Raw genomic sequence first — 18,067 nt, 5'->3', positions numbered from 1 at the left:
TGCCTTTTTCTAAAAAGGCTTAGTTTCTTATGCCCTTTTTTAGAATAAGCTGTTAATCTTTACCATAATGTTCCATTAATTTTTTTTGTTGAATTACTTGACTTTTACCGCAGTCTTAACATTATAATAATCATCGCAAATCAAATGTATCTTTTCACCATATATATATACATCATCGATATAGCTTAGCTTGTTTAATATATCCCTTGCTTTAAATATGTCATCTACTAATATGGCAGCTATTTGCTTTTTAAAGCTTTTTATCATAACCTCCGGTTTATCACAGTAGATAATTTCACCTTGATACATAAGCCCCACCTCGTCACATCGTTCTGCCTCATCCATATAAGGTGTGCTTACAAATATAGTGGTGCCTTGGGTCTTCAGGTCAAACAAAATCTTCCAAAATTCTCGCCGTGCTACAGGGTCTACACCCGTAGTAGGCTCATCTAAAAAAAGAAACTTTGGCGTGTGAATGAGATTGCAGGAAAGTGCAAGTTTTTGCTTCATGCCTCCCGATAGCTGGTCGGCGAGTTTGTAAGAATGATTGGTAAGTTTTGCAAATTCCAAAAGCTCATTAATTTTTTTGTCCTTCACTTGATGAGGAACCTGATAGATTTCTGCATAAAACTCTAGATTCTCTCTGACTGACAAATCTCCATAAAGACTAAAGCGCTGAGGCATATACCCAATATGCTCCTTTAACTCCTCACCGCGAGATACAACATCTATGCCGCCTATTTCGATTTTACCTTCATCAGGCAACATCATAGCACACAACATTCTAATTGTAGTGGTTTTGCCTGCCCCGTCCGGACCAACCAAGCCGAAAATTGAGCCTTTATTTACTTTTAAATCCAAATTATTTACTGCAATCACATTGCCAAAGCTTTTTTTAAGTTTACTTGTTTTTATGGCAAAAGACACATTTATCCCTCCTTCAATCAATCTTGATTTCTACATCTGCGGGCATTCCGGGCTTTATTTCACCGTTTGCATTAAGAACTTTTACCGTAACTTTAAAAACCGTGTTAACTCTTTCCTTTTTTGTTTGAATATTTTTTGGAGTAAATTCAGCTTTATTGCTAATTTCAATTACCTTGCCCTTAAAAGTTCTATCCGGAAAAGAATCAACAAATACTGTTGCCTCTTGATGTAGTTTTATATGCCCTATATCAGACTCCGCGATATAAACATCTAGTCTGGTGTCTTCTGTATCCAAAACCTCTACAATAGGTACACCTAAAGTTGCCATTTCTCCCGTGTTTAAGTATTTCACACTAATCACGCCATCAATAGGTGATTTAATTGTGGTCTTGTCAAGTTGGTCCTTAGCTTGAGCCAAAGCAGTTTTTGCTTGTTCAAGCTGGGTTTCGGCAAGCTCCAGCTCTTTTGCTTTCGCATCTAATTGAGCTTGTGCAGTAGATTTTATCAATTCATAAGCAAACTTGGCTTGAGATACATTAGCACTAGCTATGGCCAAATCTTCGGCTGAGGCACCCTCCTCAAGCAAACTCAATTTTTCTTGCGCCGCCTCATACTGTGCTTTGGCCATGTCATGATTTGTTTTTACTTCATCATATTTTTGCTTGGAAATGGCGCCTTCATCAAAAAGCACTTGTATTCTATCAAGGTTTTCCTTGGCATTTTCGTAAACCGATTTGAGCTGTTCTACGGTCTTTTTTGCCTGCTCAATTTCTTGGGGCCGTGGTCCTGATTTTACTTTCTCATACTGTGATCTTGCTGCCTCATATGAACTTTGAGCTTGATTTATTTGACTTGTATTTTGTATTTTCAGATTTTCTATAGCTCTTTTGATGGCACTTACTTTTGTTTCGGCTATCTTAACATTGGCTTGTGCGAGAGTGTATTGTTTTTCTAAATTCGCATCATCTATTTTGGCAATTGCTTGGCCTTTCGTTACCGTGTCACCTTCTTTTATGTAAAACTCTTTTATAGTCCCAGGCACTTCACTTGCAACTACTACTGCATTATTTTCTACAATCCCGGAAGCCAATAAAAAATCCCCTGATTTAGTATGTTTGAGCGCAGAAGCTTCACCTTGAAACATATTTGTATAAAGTAGCACCCCCAACAATCCTAATATAATTACTGGAACAATATAATTTTTCATGTTTGATGTTTTTAGATTTTTCACTCATAGCATCTCCTTTCTGAATGAATGTTCATTCATTTATTGATAATAATATACCATCGCTCCTATATTTGTCAAGGAAAAAAATAGAACGCCTCCCATAATACTGCGGGGGCGTAATGAGAGCATAATTGATATAAACTCAGGCGCTCTTTTTGTTTACCTCAAATAGGTTAATTGCCAGGTAATATTTTATCTACATGTTCTATAAAAGAGCTAAAATCACCTAAATTATTTTGAAGTATCTTATAAACTTCCCTGTCATCTATTTCGTCATAAAAATGCACTATCCTGTTTCTGAACCTGACCATCAATTTATAAGTTGCTAAATCTTCTCTAGGTATGATATTGCCTTTATGCAAAGCTTCAAAGGTATCACGATAGGTCTTTGGAGCCCCTAGCCCCTTCCGTGATATTATATGATTTCCGATGTCTATCATCGCTTCAATGGCTACTTGCAGGTTGTACTTTGCTGAATCGAAATTTTTAAAATCAGAAGTAAATTCAGCTACAGAAAGTTGGGATAGAGTGCGCAATTTGTTTAGACATTCTTGGATAATTCTAATTTTTTCTAGCACTCGTTTTTTATCAATTTGTGCCATAGTCCTCCCTCAGTCCTTCCAGATAATCATCGTAAAATTTCTTGAGCACTATTCCGTAGTCACCGTAAATGTTAAATACCTTTTCTTTAAAATCAGCAAGCATTAATTCATCTCTGCAAAAAAGTAAATCGCCGGTATACAGTGCTTGATGACTTATATCTATAGGTGCTTTATTTAGGTTCACAAGATCTATGTCATCCCGCTCAAGTATCTGGCAAATATCGGATTCTAGCTCAAGCTCTTCGAATAACGTGACGTTTTCCTTAAACAACACCGCAAAATCCATATCGCTGCCAAAATGCTGATGCTTTGTGCCGTAAGAACCGAAAATATAAAGTGCAACTATATTTTCATTTTTTTCAGCATAAGATTTCAGCTCTTGTATCTTCATTTCTATACCCTTTAAATCTCTTTTCATAAATATCACCTGTAAAAATCAGCTTCTTCTTTCATTATATCAGAAATCTTCCAGATTTAAACAAATAAGGGGAACTTATTTCAAAATAAAAACACCCCCATAAAGAATAGGGGCGCTAGAAGAGCTTTCGTTCGATAGTTAAATAAGTTAATAAGTTAGGTGCCTGGCACCTAAAGTATCTTAGCTATTTCGTAGGCTTCGTGAACTGCGTCTATGAATTTGCGCGGGGCTACACAGTCACCGATTTTGTATAGCTCGTCAACTTTACCCTGCAGGTCATCGTAAAGACTGCCATCTGCCTCAAGGCCAGTGGCCAAGACTACCGTATCAGCATCGATATTTTCAAGATTTCCCTCTCCATCCTCAACTACAATTCCAGAAGGCCTTATTTCTTTTAATTCTAATCCTGGCATTGTTTTGATTCCCTTTTGCTCCAGTTCCTCTAAAAGGGAGCCTCTCGCCATGTAAAGCACATCATGGGCAATTTCAGGGAGCATATCTACTAATGTTATATTGTTCTTACCCTTTTCTTTCAAAAACAATGCCATTTCACAACCTACCAACCCTGCTCCTACAATTACTATACTATCTCCTACATCAGCAGTATAGTTTACCAAAAGCTCAGTAGCAAGCTTTACGTTTTTACCGTGAATTCCGGGAACTTGCGGCACTTGAGGCACTGAGCCGGTGCAAACGACTACCACATCAGGTTTGAAATTTAGCACAAAGTCCGGCGTAACCTCAGTGCCAAGTTTTATTCTTATATTGAGCTTTTCTACCTGTCTTATAAGCCACTCCAGATACCCGTCGGTCCCCTTTTTGTAAGCAGGTACTGCAGCTTCCAGCAGATGACCTCCCAGCCTGTTACTCTTTTCTACAAGTGTTACATCATGCCCTCTTTCAGCCAAAAACTTTGCAGCTGTCATTCCAGCCGGACCGCCGCCAGCTATAAGCACTTGCTTTGGTTTGGGTGTTGGTTGAAGTTGCCCCTCGTATTCACGTCCATATTGAGGATTTACACTGCAGGCAGAATATCTGGCAAAAAACACTCTATTTATGCACTGCATACAGCGAATACACGGAAGTATCTCCTCTTCTTTGCCGGCTCTTGCCTTTTTAGGCCAATAAGGGTCTGTGATAAATGGTCTACCAATTCCTATAAAATCTGTTTTTCCCTCTTGTAAAAGTCTCTCACAGTAACTTATATCTGTCAGGTTGCCATCTACTATAATTGGGATGTTTACTGTCTTTTTTACTTCATAAGCGTAATCAACAGACACGCCATCCTTCATATAAGCTGTAGGTACGAGAAGATTCATGGCATCGTAACTGCCACGGCGAAGATGCAGCGCATCAATTTTTAGCGGTTCAAGCCTTTTAACGATTTCTATGGTTTCATCCAATTCTCTACCGCCCGGGAAACCGTGATCCAATGCCAGTCCTACGATTAAAGGAAAGTCTTCTCCTACGTAGGAGCGGGCACTTTCAATACACTCTACAAGAAATCTCATTCGATTTGTAAGGCTTCCCCCATATTCATCCTGCCTATGATTCCAACAAGAAGAAAGAAATTGGTCACCTAAATATGCCAGAAAGTGAACATAAATAGCATCAAAGCCTGCCTGTTTAGCAAAGCCTGCAGCCCTCCCGTAAGACTCTACCAGTTGTTTAATTTCAGCTCTTGTAAGCTCCCGCGTTTTTATATCGGGCATCATAAGCAGAGGTATTTCAGAAGGGCCTACCGGCGGCTTTCCCTCTATAATTTCATCTGCCAATCTACCTGTGCCAGGTGAAAGCTCGATGGCTATTTTTGCCCCATACTCGTGGACTCCTTCTGTAAGCTCTGCAAAATATTTTATTTCACTGGCCGAATCAAGTGTAGGATAACCGAAAGTTGTAGGATAAGGGTCAACATCTATTTCAGCCATTACATGGGCAGTAATAATAAGACCGACACCACCTTTTGCCCTTTCCTTGTAATATTCAATATATCTTTCGGCATACTTATTACTAATAGTAAAATTGGTATGCATAGGTGATAATACAATCCGGTTTCTTAAATCTAAAGAACCTATGACTGCAGGTTCAAAGAGCTTTGGATATTTCATTTGCTGGTGCCTCCTTTGTAGCTGTATCTTTTTCAGTGTTTATTTTTCCCCATATTTTCCAAATATAAACCTGCAACCCAGAAAATATAGACTTCTATTATTTAATAAGTTAATAAGTTATTAATCAAAAATGCTGCATTTCTTAGGAATTCAACCTTGTAAAACAACTGGGCATCGCTAATGTCAATATAAATAACTTGATATGTTAATTGTGCGACTCCGCAAGATATGCTTTTTCTTCAAGTATTTGATGTAAGTTTTTTGCTGCATTAACTTTTGCACGTTGCATTAGTGACGTGTTCTTGTAAGTATTGTTTTCTATAATCTCGCTGACTGTTCTCTCAGTAAGCTTTGTATCCTCAGAAAAATTTGAAAGCACAGTAATTCCTCCCATCTTAAATCCCTTTATTACATTCCCCTGGCTGTCAGCAACGATGATATAGTATATCTTTAGTCCAAATGTATTTCTACCTACTCCTGCGCTGCAGATACCTAGCTTTTGGATTTCTTTCATTTTCTTTGCGATCCGTTTAGTCTGAGGAATTGTAAAAACCTTCTGCAAAATTATCATGACAATTATGTAAGTTACTAGAAATTTCATGGTGTTGTTCGACATACTGCTACCTCTTTTCGATTATGAGCTTACCACCTACTCTGATCTCACTAGGTGTCTTACCTTCAAGGTGCAAGTACCCTGGCAAATGTGCCTTATCAGCTCCGTCAAACTTTAAAGTAACATGGCCTAAAGTTCTGAGGTTGTGACTAGCATAATCTCCTACTGCAGTTATTTTATAAGATATACCGTCTATTTCCAAAATATCAGCCTGTTCTATCTCCCCATAGAGCTCAGATTTCTTTATTAAGACAGAATAATCAGCAAGATCACTTGTTGCATCATCATAAAAAAGAACCAGCATATCTTCTGTAAGAAAATCAAGAGCATATCTGCCTATCCCCACTATTACACTCATGAAAGATGTCATTTAGTTCATCCCCTATCTACCCAAACAAGCATTATAGTTTCATATCTTCGAAATCAAGTTATCTATATATAAATACACTTACAAGCAGTGCAATGCCTACTTCTATAGGAGATACAATAAATTTACCAATAAGCACTGCAGGAACACCCACTTCTGCTGTTTCAGATTCAGCCTCCATAAGGCTTAGTCCAACAGGAATAAAATCGCCGCCTGCCGGTTGGTGTATAGCAAATATAGCTGGAAGAGCAAAATGTGGGGGAATTCGCCCGTCTGCAATTAATGTCCCGATTATTACACCTATCGTTTGAGGTATAACTGCACCCGGCCCAAGTATAGGAGAAATAAAGGGAATTGCTGAAATAATGCCGAGTATAAGTAATCCTAAAGGTTTGTTTGCGAATGAGGAAAGGGCATCAGCTATAATATTCCCCAATCCGCTTCCTAGTACTACGCCCACAATTGCACTGACAAATACCATAAAAGGCAGGATTGTATTTATCACTATTTTTACAGATTCTCTGCCTGAGTCGACAAAAGTTGAAACTATCTTGCCAATACCCGTTGAAAATTTCATAAATATATTGGTTTTCACTTAATCTTCACCATCCTCTAGTACAATATTGTTAACATCTACTCCCGATACATATAAACCTTGTTTGATACAACTCGCAAAAGGTCCTGAGGGGCTGACAGGATTTACATTTATGGTTTAAATTTGCTTTTTTGGAAAAATACCCAAACGCAAGGTCCCACCGCAGTTAATAACTACACATGCCACTTCGTTGTCCGGAACAATGGTAAAAAAACCATCCACCGCAATACCGCCGGAAAAGATTTTTCCTTATTTTACCTCACTAGCGTAATCAGTGTGCTATAACCGAAAGTTGTGGGATAAGGGTCAATATCTATTTCAGCCATTACACGGACAGTGATAATAAGACCCACACCAACTTTTGCCCTTTCCTTGTAATATTCGATATGTTTTTCAGCATACTTATTACTAATAATAAAATCGGTATGCATATGTGATACACAATCCGGTTTGTCAAATCTAAAGAACCCTATAGTTTAGGTTCAGAAAGTTTGGAAGTTTTATGATATGTTTAAATTTAACTTGACATTAATAATAATTATTATTATAATTGAACTTAAATAGTGTTAAAATTATCCTTAATTGGACTATTAACAAAAAGGAGTTGTTACTATGCCTACTTTTGCAAATCCATTTAGCGGTAATGTTGAGCGTAAAATGTCAAAAGAAGAATTAATTCAAGCTATACGATTGAATATTGCAGCAGAGTTGGAAGCAATTTATATTTATGATGCCCACATTCAAGCAACCGATGATGAGTTTGCCAAAAAAGTCCTTGGTGATATTAGAGACGAAGAAAAAGCGCACGTTGGCGAACTGATGACACTACTCCGCCACTTAGACCCCACAGAAACTGATTTCTTTTTAGAGGGTGAAGAAGAAGTTAAAGAAATGATGGACGAATTGGGAATAAAGGCACCACCAAAACCCGGCACTACCGTAGGTAGTTTATTAAAAGAAGAATAAGTTACGGGGGAGGAAGAAAAATGGATTTTCTCGCCAGAGATACGGTCTCCTTTTCAGAGGATTTTTGGAAACAAATTGATACACAGGTTGTAGATACCGTAAAGAAAAACTTAGTTGGCCGGAGATTCTTGTCTCTATATGGGCCTTTAGGTGCGGGAACTACAAGTATTAACATCGATGAAACTACTTCCGCTGAAGAAGACAAAGACGGCGTCGTTAAAACAGTAGGACGGCGTTATGTAGAATTGCCACAATTACACGAAGATTTTGTTCTATACTGGAGAGACATTGAGCGCAGCGAGGCAACAGGGCAGCCATTGGATTTGTCAAAAGCCATAATGGCAGCACAGGCCTTGGCACAAAAAGAAGACAGGCTTATTTTCTTCGGCAGTGAATTCTTAGGTTTAGAAGGTCTCTTTACCGCAAAAGGCGCATCCAAAATTCAAAGATCCGATTGGTCCGTTGGCGATAATGCCTTTACCGATGTCATGTCTGCCATAGCCATATTTCAAAGCAAAAGCCTTATCGGCAGATACTGCCTAATCTTAAGCCCTGATATGTATTTCAAGCTGCACCGCCTGCAGCCTTCACTGGGAATGACAGAAGAAGAGCGCATTAAAAAAATGTTAAACGGCCATCTCTATAACTCCCCGGTTTTAGGCGAGCAAAAGGCAATAATGGTATGTGCAGAACCTCAATACATGGATCTTGCCATTGGCAAAGACATAGAAACCGGCTATTTAGAAACAAAAGACTTCAATCACGTATTCCGCATCGTAGAGACAGTTGCCCTTCGCATTAAATGCAAAGATGCAATAATCATCTTTGAATAAAACAGTCTCGCACAAAAGCTATAGATAAAGCACCTTCTGGCAATTACCGGAAGGTGCTTTTTAAAATCAAAGGCGGCTCATATATTAAGCTGCCCAATTTTTATTGAAGACCCTTGCTCATATTCTTAGCCAGTTTGAACTCTTCCAGTACTTCCTCGGAAGGTTCCTCTGTTAGCAGAGACACTATTATTATGGCAACACAGGATAAGACAAAGGCAGGGAGAAGCTCGTAAATGTTGAAAATGCCTCCCAAAGGTCTAACCAACAATTTCCACACAAAGACTATTATTCCGCCGGTAAGCATCCCAGCCATGGCTCCGGCCCGGGTAATCCTCTCCCAAAATAAGGAGAACAGTATCAGTGGCCCGAAGGTGGCGCCGAAACCTGCCCAAGCAAAAGACACTACTGTAAAGATGACGCTGTTTTCATCCAGGGCTATGACTATTGCAAAGAGCGAAATGACTAAAAGGGCGATTCTGGTCATGATTAATACTTGCCGGTCGGTGGCCTCCCTTTTCAGTAATCCATGGTAGATGTTCTTGGAAAAGGCCGATGCAGAAATAATCAAATATGAGTCAGCAGAACTAATTGTAGCTGCAAGAATTCCAGACATCACAACCCCCGCAAATATTGGCACAAAGAAGCTCGTGCTCATTAGGATGAAAATGTTCTCTGCCGCACTTTGAGTAAGATAGACATCAGGAAATATGACCCTACCGATGATACCTATGGCAATGGCTGCTGCCAAGGAGATGGCACACCAGATGGTAGCTATTCTCCTGGACAAGTTCAGCTCCGAAGTTTCTCGGATAGCCATAAATTTTATAAGCACTTGGGGCATGCCAAAATATCCTAATCCCCAGGATAAAGTAGATATCACCGAAAGCCAACCGTATCTGCCTGCCTCGCCGAATACTGCTTTTCCGTCTACTACTTGCTGCACTCCTTCTACCAGCTGGGGAGAAGCTATTCCAAAAAACTCAAGGAAGCCGGGAATCTGTTTTGCATTTTCTATGACCTGCGATATACCTCCTGCCGCGCTGAATCCCGATATCAATACAACCACTAATGCAAAAAACATGACGACTCCCTGCATAAAATCTGAAGCACTTTCAGCCAGAAAACCTCCCACAAAGGTATAGAGGATGACGAAGATGGCTCCTGATATCATCATATAAACATATTTAAAACCTAAAAGAGTGCTAAAAAGTTTTCCAACAGTTACGAAGCAGCTTGCGGCATATACTGCAAAGAAAACTAAAATAAAAAGTGCAGCTAACGTCATTAATACTTTGTTGTCTTCCTTGAACCTTCTGCTGATGAAGTCGGGAATAGTTATTGAATTACCTGCGATTTCTGAATAAGCCCGTATTCTCTTTGCCACAAAGAGCCAGTTTAAATACGTTCCTATAAGAAGACCCACACCGGTCCAAAAGGCATCACTTAAACCTACCCAATAGGCAACTCCGGGCAAGCCCATTAAAAGCCATCCGCTCATATCGGAGGCCTCTGCAGCTAAGGCGGTAACCCATGGGCCTAAAGTCCTTCCTCCTATTAAGAAATTTTCTGTGCTCTCACTGGCCCTTTTAGCATAGTAAAGGCCAATAGCAATGACTGCTCCCATGTAAAGCACCATTGCAACTAAGATTTGGATGTTCATAGCATGTCACCCCCTATCGCATAATATTTCAAACAAGTATACCATATAAATCCTTATTATCTCAAGCAAAAATTTTTAAAAAAACTCCCCTTTGAGTAGTCCTGTTTTTTGTTATTTCAGGTGTCTACTCAAAGGGGAGCATATCACATATACCGGATAGATTTCTTTATTGCTCTTCTGCTTGCTCCATTAGCTGCTGAATGTATTCTTCCTGGCTGATTGCATTGCTTAAATCAGGAAGTTCCAGCTTCGTTCCGTAATCATAGTATTGGTAATCCCCTGTCAGTTTTATTACTATGTTAAGATCCATTTCAGGAGGAATTGGCAGTTCCTCAGTCTGTTCTTCGCTAGTCAGAGCTTGTGCAGCTAATAATATTTGCTTCAAGTCCAATTTCATTATTAAATCCACACTCATGTAATCGGGAAGCAAGGTTTCTTTATTAACCAGCGTATCTATATGATAGTCAATATTGATGTTATTTAGGATAATGTCAAGCATCTTTTCAAATACTGCATTAAATTCTTCTGCCTCCTGTGGGTCTACCGTGGATTGAGCACCCATTGCACCTATAAAAGCCATTATGTCAAAATCCTTGAGAATTTCTTCCGCTAACTTTCTATAGCTGTCTGAATCAATATAATTTTTAATGGTGTAGTATTGCTGCCCGTCTTTTTCTACATCTTCACCAAACACATTAATAACACCAGCTTTATTCATCATTTCAAGGGACTGTTGAGGGCTAATCTGCATAAATTTGTCTAAATCAAACGTTTCCTCAAGCCCCTCCAAGCTCTGGACTATCCATTGATCTTGCCCAGGACCTTTTTGGTAAATAGCATTATCGAGCCACACCATCTCAGTAACTATCTTTTGGCCAAAGCCTAATGCTTCTAGCTCCTCAGGACTTAACTCCAATTCATCTGGATTTTGCGGCATCTCCATGGTCTGCTTTATGTACATGGCCATGGGCTCACACTGATAAACTCCCTCAATTGAAAAATTCATTTTTGGCATGTCGGGCATTCCAATTAGATTTTTTATTCCATCGGCCTCAAACTCTATTACATGGCTTCCCTTTAACTTATAGGAGTTTACGTCTTTTAGCCTTTCCGAATACTCCAGGACCAGCTCATCTGCCGTATAATCTCCGGATTTTTCCCGCCAGGATACAATTATCTGCCAATTGTCCCCATCCCATGTAACTTCTCCGCCTTGGCTTTCAAATAATTTTCGAACCGGCAGGAGAGCTTCGTCTCCTATCTCCAAACCGGGAATTTTCCGGACAGCTTCAGCAGATACATAAGAAACACCGTCTTTTAAGATAATAATTGCAGGATATTCGCGACCGTTAAAAATGAGCTTAACCTGATCTTGAGCAAAAGCTGCGGGTGCTGCCAAAAGCATTACCAGTAAAACAGCCAAAAACTTAACTATTGTCCTTTTAGAAAACATTTTTCTACCCTCCTCTATATATTTCACTATTATATATTCTATAAAATAGCGATTTATCCTTTATTGTATCTAAATTTACCAAAAAACAAGCGCTAATGGCTGCGCTTTTAGGACAAGTTATAAATTTGTTTATTTTATAAACAACTGATATAATATGTAATGATTTTTGTTTTCATTTGTGGCCCCACAAATTAGGGAGGTAAATTATGGTTTATTTAGAGGATAAATTAGTACACTTTATCAACACTGAAGCTCAAGAAGATGCTCAAAAAGTCTTCAAAGAGATTGTGAAAGCCATAAAGGACCAGGATTTGGATCAGCAAGCTGAAATAAGGTATATGAAAAATTATCTTATTTCATTAAACAGTCTACTCTATATTAATTGCAGGAAAAGACTTGTATGCCTACAAAAACTCATTGACTTAAGAGACAGCATCATGAATCAAATAGAAGAACAATCTACTGTTGAGGATATTATCCGTATGGGAGAAGAAATGATAAATCAATATCTAACCTTTATCAATAATCAGCTTTGCCAAATCAATAACCCCATCATCAACGACGCCCTTGCTTATATCAAAAATAATCTGGATAAGGAACTTAGCTTAGAAGAAGTAGCAAATGCCATTCACGTCAGCAAAAGTCACCTTTCCAATCTGTTTTCAAAGTGCATAGGCAATAGCTTCTCTCACCATGTCAATAAATTGAAAATAGAAAAAGCCAAAGAACTCCTGGCAAAAACCAGGCTTTCTATAATGGATATAACCGTAGAATGCGGTTTTAATAGCCAAAGCTATTTTTCCAGAGTGTTTAGTGGATTTGAAGGGATGACCCCCATTCAATACAGAAAATTATATGGTGAAACAAGACTTCCTGCTGACGAAGCACTATAAAGGTATCTTTATTTTAAAATTGCTGACCATCAAAACAGATAACAAAACTGCAATGATCAGGTTTTCACTGTTTAAGACGGTATTGTCGATAAATTGTAATCTGTAAATAACATCATAAAGGCACTTTCCGCTCATAACTATGCCCGCTATGGTTATGGGTAGCCCCTCAATGTATTTATTCTTGCCATTGATGTTAAACCTTGCCAGCCTATATGCGCTTGCACCTATATAAAACAGGGATGCCAGGACCACAGCAAGACTTGACGAGTTTATACTCATGTTCCACCAAAGCAGCATTGGAGCAATACCAAAGGAAACCAAGTCGCAAAGGGAATCTAGTTCTTTACCTAATTGGCTGGTTGCCCCCAATTTTCTTGCAACATACCCGTCAAGTTTATCTGCAGCCCCGGCAATCAAAATTAAAATGGAAGCTATCTTTATATTGTTTGAGGAGGTATCCTTGCTGATATATATGGCGATGACGCCTAAAGCCATATTAGCAAAGGTGATGGCATTTGGCAGCATGTGTGATAAATTCCGTTCATTAAACCTGGATTTTGGCACTTCTATCACCCCTGCTAATAATGGGAATATTAGCTATGATAATGATTAAACCGCTTAAAATAACCTCAAACCAAAAAGTCACAAATCTAAACACTAATGCAATAGCCGCTGCCATTTCCATGCTGGTGCCTGCCATATTTAAAAGTAAAGTCATGCAGCTTTCAAAACTCCCTATGCCGCCTGGCAAAAGCGGAATCATGCCCATTACATAAGAAATAAACGTAATTGCCGCTACAGAAATATAATCCGCATGAATACCAAAGCTATTTATGAGAACCTGCAGCTTAAAGGCATAAAAGCTCCAAATGAAGATTCCCAAAAGCATTTGCGAGAAAAAAAGTCGCCTGTTTCTGAAAATCCTCGCAAGTATATGGCTGTATTTTTTCAGGGTTACATCTATCTTTAACTTTATTTTTGAGCCTTTAGATATCTTGCCAAGTATGTTTATAATAGTATTTGGCTTTAGGGAAAATAATATTAGGGCTGTAAAAACCACAAAAAATACTATAATTGCCAAAGTAAAAAGGTATAAATAGTGTTTGTACCTGCCTCCCAATGTTAAGCTAAACCAGATCAGACTTCCCAACGTCAAAAGCAAAAAGCTAAATAGACTGAAAGTCTTTTGCAGACCCACGATCATTGCGGCATCGGCAAAACCGATTTTAGCCCTGTTCTTCAGTGCAAATATTCTCCCCAGCTCACCACCCATTTTAACTCCCGGCGTCAAGCTGTCCATTATATTTCCCATACAATTCATTAAGACCACATCTGAGAAGGATATATCATTACAGACTTCATCTGCTAGCAACTTCCACTGAATGTTAATCAGCAGCATTGTAATGCATTGAAAAAACATCAGAAGCATAATTGCTCCGAACGGGGCAGATTTAAGATGACTCCAAATTTCTATCCAGTCAGAACTTGCCGCTATATACCCCAACATGAGAACGCCAACGACATAAAACATTATTTTTACAACCGCATCTTTTTTCATAGCAATTCTAACCTTTAACCATGAGTAAAATTTTATCCAAAGTATTGGCATTTAGTCTGGGAGAGCTGAATTTAATGTAGTGGGAATATCTATTTATGAATCCCTCGGTCACGTTTGAATAAAAGTGCCTTAATCCTTTTTTGGGCATGCGCACTATTATCCTATCTCCCATCTTGCAGTTACTCCAAATGTGATTTAAGACTTTATCTTTTGGAGTCACCTGCAAAGCCACATGAATTACATTGTAAGGCGAAATATCCACTTCTTCTCCTCTGGCCTGGTCTACGACAATTTTTTGGTCAAGGCCCAATCTCTTAACTACATTCCTTGCATATTCTACCGCTTTTCTGTCCATGTCTATTACGTGGACACTTGCATCGGTTTGTTTTACAACTTCAATGGCTGTAGAGGGAATGGGACCGCCGCCTATGCACAGCACCTTGTCACTGTTTTTAATATTAGCCAATTTAACTTCATTTCTAACAATACTTTTATAATAAAGCCCATACAGGTTTACTAGAAAATTGCTTTTTGAAAAGTTTCTTTCTATAAATCTTGTGCAAGCTGGTATCATATAAAGCCTCTCCCATCACATTGCTCCTAATATCAGTCTGCCCACTTGATTTATTACCCCACCAAACAAAAAGGCAGTTGTAGTTGTGGCGACTACAATGAGCAGGGATACCTTAAGTGAAAACTCTTTTGTGAGCACTCCGAAGACAGACAAGCATGGCAGGTAAAATAAGGCAATAACTGAACCTACGACTAATTGTAGCATGTTTAAGTCTAGCTCCAGTAACGGCAATACCGCCAATTCCCTTCTTATTATTCCAAGAAGCAAAGATAAGCTGGCTTCTTTGGGCAGTCCTAACCAACCTTCCACTAAAGGCTCTATTAATTTGCTAAATTCGTTTAATATGCCGGTTTCCGCGATTACCGAAGCAACAACTATACCTATCATCATTGGCCCTTCGGCATCTATTAGAAAATTTTTCATCCTGAGCTTTATCTTTTTCTTAAAGGCATCCTTGTCCGGCCATAACAAATTGGGCACTTCTAATAGCATTGGCTGACTTTTGCCGGGCACAATCCTATTTACAATGGTGCCTACCGCTAGCCCAACGAGCACAGACAAAAGGTATACAAATACCAAAGCCGGTATAGATCTATCGCCCAGCAGTGCAAAGAATGCCGCACTTTGGGATGCACAGGGAATAGCAAAGGACACCAGGGCCGCTATTATGATTCGCTCTTTATAAGAGTTTGCGACACGGCTTCCTAAAATTGCAGGAACTGCACAGCCGTAACCCAGCATAAGAGGGATTATATTTCCTCCATGAATGCCCATGCGCCTTAAAACTCCATCAGCTAAGACCGCTATCCTGGGCATGTATCCGCTGTCTTCTAAGAATGAAAATACGACATAGAATAAGAATACATATGGCAGAATAAGGGCTAAAGGCCACTCTATGCCGATTACTAAAATTCCATAATCGCCGACCAGCAAATTTCTAAATACGCCTTCCGGTACCACTAGTGAAACTAAATTTGTAAGCGCAGGTTGAATGATATCTTTTACTAATGGCAAAAGCACCACAGCCCTCAAAGCCTTGCCTCCGCCTACAACTACGCCTAAAGATATGGCCAGGACAAGCAGAGCTAAAGGTATGCCGGGCCACGGTTGAATTGTCTTATCTTCCAACACTTCAATAAAGGTTACTTTCTTCTTTTGTACCCTTGTCTGCACTTTTGCAACAATGTCCCTTATTTTATCCCATCGCTCTTCGTCAGTAAGCTTTGATCCAGGCACACATTCTTCTTCAGCGAGTTTCATGGCAGCCCTTAAAATTTCGATTAAGCCTTTGTTTTTAATGGCAATTGTAGGAATAACAGGAGCACCTAACTCTTGTGAAAGTTTTTCTACATCTATGTTAATCCCTTGTCTCTTTGCCACGTCTACCAGGTTTAAACTATATACTATAGGGATATCATACTCTTTTAACTGAAAAGCTAAGTCCAGGTTTCGCTCCAAATGAGTGGCATCAAGTACACATACTATAACGTCTGCGCCTTCTTTTAATAAGTTTACCGCTACTTTTTCAGCTTCCGAAATCGCATCAAGAGTATACACTCCTGGCACGTCTATCATAACTCCGCACTGCCTTCCAAAGCTCACATCTCCAATGGTGTAATCTACAGTAGTTCCAGCATAGTTAGAGCTGTTTACGTGCACTCCTGTCAGCTTTGAGAAAATAACGCTTTTTCCTACATTGGGGTTTCCCATGAGCAGTATCTTTATCTTCCCGTCACTTATATTTCTTTTATTGGTGTGCGATGAATGGCACTTCAATCTATTAAACCTCCTCAACCAAAATGTCCCTTGCTACGTCATAATCTATGGCTATACACCTGCATCCTACTTTAACTACAACGGGTCCTTTAAAGGGGTGCTTACTTTCAAGCGTAAACTCCGTGCCCTTTCTTAACCCCAGTGCCTTCAACAAATGAGAATCCGGCAGTTTTACCACCCTATACTTGGATCGTTTATTTCCAAAGGCTAAAGGCATCATCTCTTCCTCCTTTAGTAATCGCATTGAGAATGTTTATCTTTTTCAATTGTAGTATATCACACAAAAAAAATTAAGTTTTTAAGTTTTTTTTTCTCCTTTTAAAAAAATACTTATATTTTGCCTAGCTATAAAAAAGACACCGTCTCAATAATACAATCAAGATTGTACTTTTCCGTGAATCTATTTTCCCATAATAAAAAGGCCTCCTTTTTGGAGACCTTCATTTTATCTCGTATTTTTCTAATGTGGAAGTTACGGTCGTGCCTTCGGAAACAAATTCTCTTTTCACCATTCCAACCCCACGTTTAAAGTATTCATTGGAAGTAGAGTTTTCCATCGAAATGCGAACCTTTATGCAATCTTCAAATTTACCTGCCGGTGTATCAACTGTTGCATCTATTTCTACGATTTCCCTGCTCCCTTGCGGCGTTTCCCACTTGCTGCCGACTTTGAGCGGTTTTTTCAGTATTACTAAATTATCATTGGGTTCCTCATCGAGAAAATTAGTCTCGTTATATTCTTCCCCTTGAAAAAATATGCGAACTATTTCCTCGTCTGTGGTTTCAAAAACAGATGCACTTATGGTACCGCCATTGTTCTCCATGATCTGTGCTCGATCTTCTCTCACATACAAAACCTCACGAATAAAGGAAGCGAATTCATTGCCTTCACCGAGGTATAGCCACTTGGACCCTTCTGTCAGAGGGAAGAATTCCTTCAAGCTGATGTCTTCCACTTTTTGTTCTTCTTGTGTCTTTTGCTCCTCTTTTTGAAGTTCTGGTTGGTCTTCAGGTTGCGGAGTTGGCGTTTCCTTTTTTAGATTTAAACAGCCCGTCATAAAAAACATTGTAAGTAAAAGCAGAATTACAACTAGTGTAAAACGTGATGGTTTCATAACAACATCTCCTATATTTTTCATCTCTATAAATTAGTTTAACTCTAACCGGAAAGGCTATACATTCCATACCAATTCGGGCATTTAGAGTTTTCTTACCCAAAAAGAAGAATAGAAGCATAGGAACGGAAACCGTCCTTGCGCTTCCCCCATGCTTCCTGTTTCTATTGATAAGCAACACTTTTTTCGTAAAGAACCTCGGATCAATATCCGCTTGATTGCACCACTCTATGCTATCAAAACTCACTCGCACAGACCTAAAAACCGCTCCTACATGTCAGAAATTTTGAAAAACATAGTGTAAAATAATTGTAGGACATTTTAAAGATAAAAAGAACAAGAGATCCTCACTTTTTGATACAATGGAATCAGCAACAAAAA

Annotated in this window: 20 protein-coding genes and 1 pseudogene; 3 read left to right on the top strand and 18 right to left on the bottom strand. The window is 39.1% G+C overall.

The genetic code is table 11. The features are described from left to right. Positions 1-93: 93 nt before the first annotated feature. The 10 genes and pseudogenes from JT739_RS01760 to JT739_RS01720 form a co-directional block, all read right to left on the bottom strand. Entirely contained in the window at positions 94-927 is an 834-nt protein-coding gene (locus JT739_RS01760) for an ABC transporter ATP-binding protein (protein ID WP_237659367.1), read from the bottom strand. A 13-nt stretch (positions 928-940) separates the two neighbouring features. Continuing rightward, positions 941-2,158, bottom strand: coding sequence for an HlyD family efflux transporter periplasmic adaptor subunit (locus tag JT739_RS01755; protein WP_237659366.1), 1,218 nt, complete (start codon positions 2,156-2,158; stop codon positions 941-943). Positions 2,159-2,328: 170 nt separating this feature from the next. After that, complete coding sequence (locus tag JT739_RS01750) at positions 2,329-2,757, bottom strand: DUF86 domain-containing protein (RefSeq protein ID WP_237659365.1); 429 nt, start codon at positions 2,755-2,757, stop codon at positions 2,329-2,331. Beyond that, the gene (locus tag JT739_RS01745; protein ID WP_237659364.1) at positions 2,744-3,175 is read right to left on the bottom strand and encodes a nucleotidyltransferase domain-containing protein; all 432 of its coding nucleotides are present in this window, start codon (positions 3,173-3,175) and stop codon (positions 2,744-2,746) included. Before JT739_RS01745 ends, JT739_RS01750 begins: the two co-directional genes overlap by 14 nt. Before the next feature lie 170 nt (positions 3,176-3,345). Beyond that, on the bottom strand, positions 3,346-5,283 hold the full coding sequence (locus JT739_RS01740) for an FAD-dependent oxidoreductase (RefSeq protein ID WP_237659363.1): 1,938 nt from the start codon (positions 5,281-5,283) through the stop codon (positions 3,346-3,348). Between the two features lie 205 nt (positions 5,284-5,488). After that, on the bottom strand, positions 5,489-5,899 hold the full coding sequence (locus JT739_RS01735; RefSeq protein WP_237659362.1) for a transcriptional regulator GutM: 411 nt from the start codon (positions 5,897-5,899) through the stop codon (positions 5,489-5,491). 4 nt (positions 5,900-5,903) lie between these two features. Then, a complete protein-coding gene (locus JT739_RS01730; RefSeq protein WP_237659361.1) occupies positions 5,904-6,266 on the bottom strand; it encodes a PTS glucitol/sorbitol transporter subunit IIA in 363 nt (120 codons plus the stop codon). A 58-nt stretch (positions 6,267-6,324) separates the two neighbouring features. Further along, on the bottom strand, positions 6,325-6,858 hold the full coding sequence (locus JT739_RS01725; protein WP_237659360.1) for a hypothetical protein: 534 nt from the start codon (positions 6,856-6,858) through the stop codon (positions 6,325-6,327). Continuing rightward, positions 6,859-7,086: pseudogene (locus JT739_RS12845) on the bottom strand (hypothetical protein). Between the two features lie 26 nt (positions 7,087-7,112). After that, positions 7,113-7,289: a hypothetical protein gene (locus tag JT739_RS01720; protein ID WP_237659359.1), complete on the bottom strand. Its 177-nt coding sequence runs from the start codon at positions 7,287-7,289 to the stop codon at positions 7,113-7,115. Between the two features lie 181 nt (positions 7,290-7,470). Here JT739_RS01720 and JT739_RS01715 point away from each other — a divergent pair, with 181 nt between their 5' ends. Further along, on the top strand, positions 7,471-7,824 hold the full coding sequence (locus JT739_RS01715; protein ID WP_237659358.1) for a hypothetical protein: 354 nt from the start codon (positions 7,471-7,473) through the stop codon (positions 7,822-7,824). Between the two features lie 20 nt (positions 7,825-7,844). After that, positions 7,845-8,657, top strand: a complete 813-nt coding sequence (locus JT739_RS01710; protein WP_237659357.1) for a family 1 encapsulin nanocompartment shell protein — start codon at positions 7,845-7,847, stop codon at positions 8,655-8,657. A gap of 100 nt (positions 8,658-8,757) precedes the next feature. Here the strand turns inward: JT739_RS01710 and JT739_RS01705 are convergent, their stop codons facing one another. Together JT739_RS01705 and JT739_RS01700 are read right to left on the bottom strand one after the other, a co-directional pair. Next, positions 8,758-10,317: a sodium/proline symporter gene (locus JT739_RS01705; RefSeq protein WP_237659356.1), complete on the bottom strand. Its 1,560-nt coding sequence runs from the start codon at positions 10,315-10,317 to the stop codon at positions 8,758-8,760. A gap of 166 nt (positions 10,318-10,483) precedes the next feature. Continuing rightward, positions 10,484-11,770, bottom strand: coding sequence for a DUF6612 family protein (locus tag JT739_RS01700; protein ID WP_237659355.1), 1,287 nt, complete (start codon positions 11,768-11,770; stop codon positions 10,484-10,486). 206 nt (positions 11,771-11,976) lie between these two features. On the opposite strand from JT739_RS01700, the gene JT739_RS01695 reads away from it, so the two are divergent. Then, positions 11,977-12,663: an AraC family transcriptional regulator gene (locus JT739_RS01695; protein WP_237659354.1), complete on the top strand. Its 687-nt coding sequence runs from the start codon at positions 11,977-11,979 to the stop codon at positions 12,661-12,663. On the opposite strand, the gene pssA is transcribed toward JT739_RS01695, so the two are convergent. The 6 genes from pssA to JT739_RS01665 all read right to left on the bottom strand — a co-directional run bounded on the left by pssA (position 12,658) and on the right by JT739_RS01665 (position 17,686). Next, positions 12,658-13,227 (bottom strand): CDP-diacylglycerol--serine O-phosphatidyltransferase, encoded by a 570-nt coding sequence (gene pssA, locus JT739_RS01690; protein ID WP_237659353.1) that lies wholly within the window; start codon positions 13,225-13,227, stop codon positions 12,658-12,660. The two genes, JT739_RS01695 and pssA, sit on opposite strands and share 6 nt — an antisense overlap. Further along, positions 13,208-14,221 carry a lysylphosphatidylglycerol synthase transmembrane domain-containing protein gene (locus tag JT739_RS01685; protein WP_237659352.1) on the bottom strand — a complete coding sequence of 338 codons (1,014 nt, stop codon included), beginning with the start codon at positions 14,219-14,221 and terminating at the stop codon, positions 13,208-13,210. The genes pssA and JT739_RS01685 overlap by 20 nt, the downstream gene beginning before the upstream one ends. Before the next feature lie 7 nt (positions 14,222-14,228). Then, the gene (locus tag JT739_RS01680; protein ID WP_237659351.1) at positions 14,229-14,795 is read right to left on the bottom strand and encodes a nicotianamine synthase family protein; all 567 of its coding nucleotides are present in this window, start codon (positions 14,793-14,795) and stop codon (positions 14,229-14,231) included. A 15-nt stretch (positions 14,796-14,810) separates the two neighbouring features. Further along, on the bottom strand, positions 14,811-16,571 hold the full coding sequence (locus JT739_RS01675) for a ferrous iron transporter B (protein WP_237659350.1): 1,761 nt from the start codon (positions 16,569-16,571) through the stop codon (positions 14,811-14,813). Between the two features lie 4 nt (positions 16,572-16,575). Further along, positions 16,576-16,791, bottom strand: a complete 216-nt coding sequence (locus JT739_RS01670) for a FeoA family protein (RefSeq protein ID WP_237659349.1) — start codon at positions 16,789-16,791, stop codon at positions 16,576-16,578. 220 nt (positions 16,792-17,011) lie between these two features. After that, a complete protein-coding gene (locus JT739_RS01665; protein WP_237659348.1) occupies positions 17,012-17,686 on the bottom strand; it encodes a hypothetical protein in 675 nt (224 codons plus the stop codon). Between the last annotated feature and the right edge of the window lie 381 nt (positions 17,687-18,067).

The sequence above is a fragment of the Tepidanaerobacter sp. GT38 genome (assembly GCF_021991635.1).
Taxonomy (GTDB): domain Bacteria; phylum Bacillota; class Thermosediminibacteria; order Thermosediminibacterales; family Tepidanaerobacteraceae; genus DTU063.
Note: the sequence above shows the minus strand (reverse complement) of the source record. Positions and strands in the feature narration are given on the sequence as shown.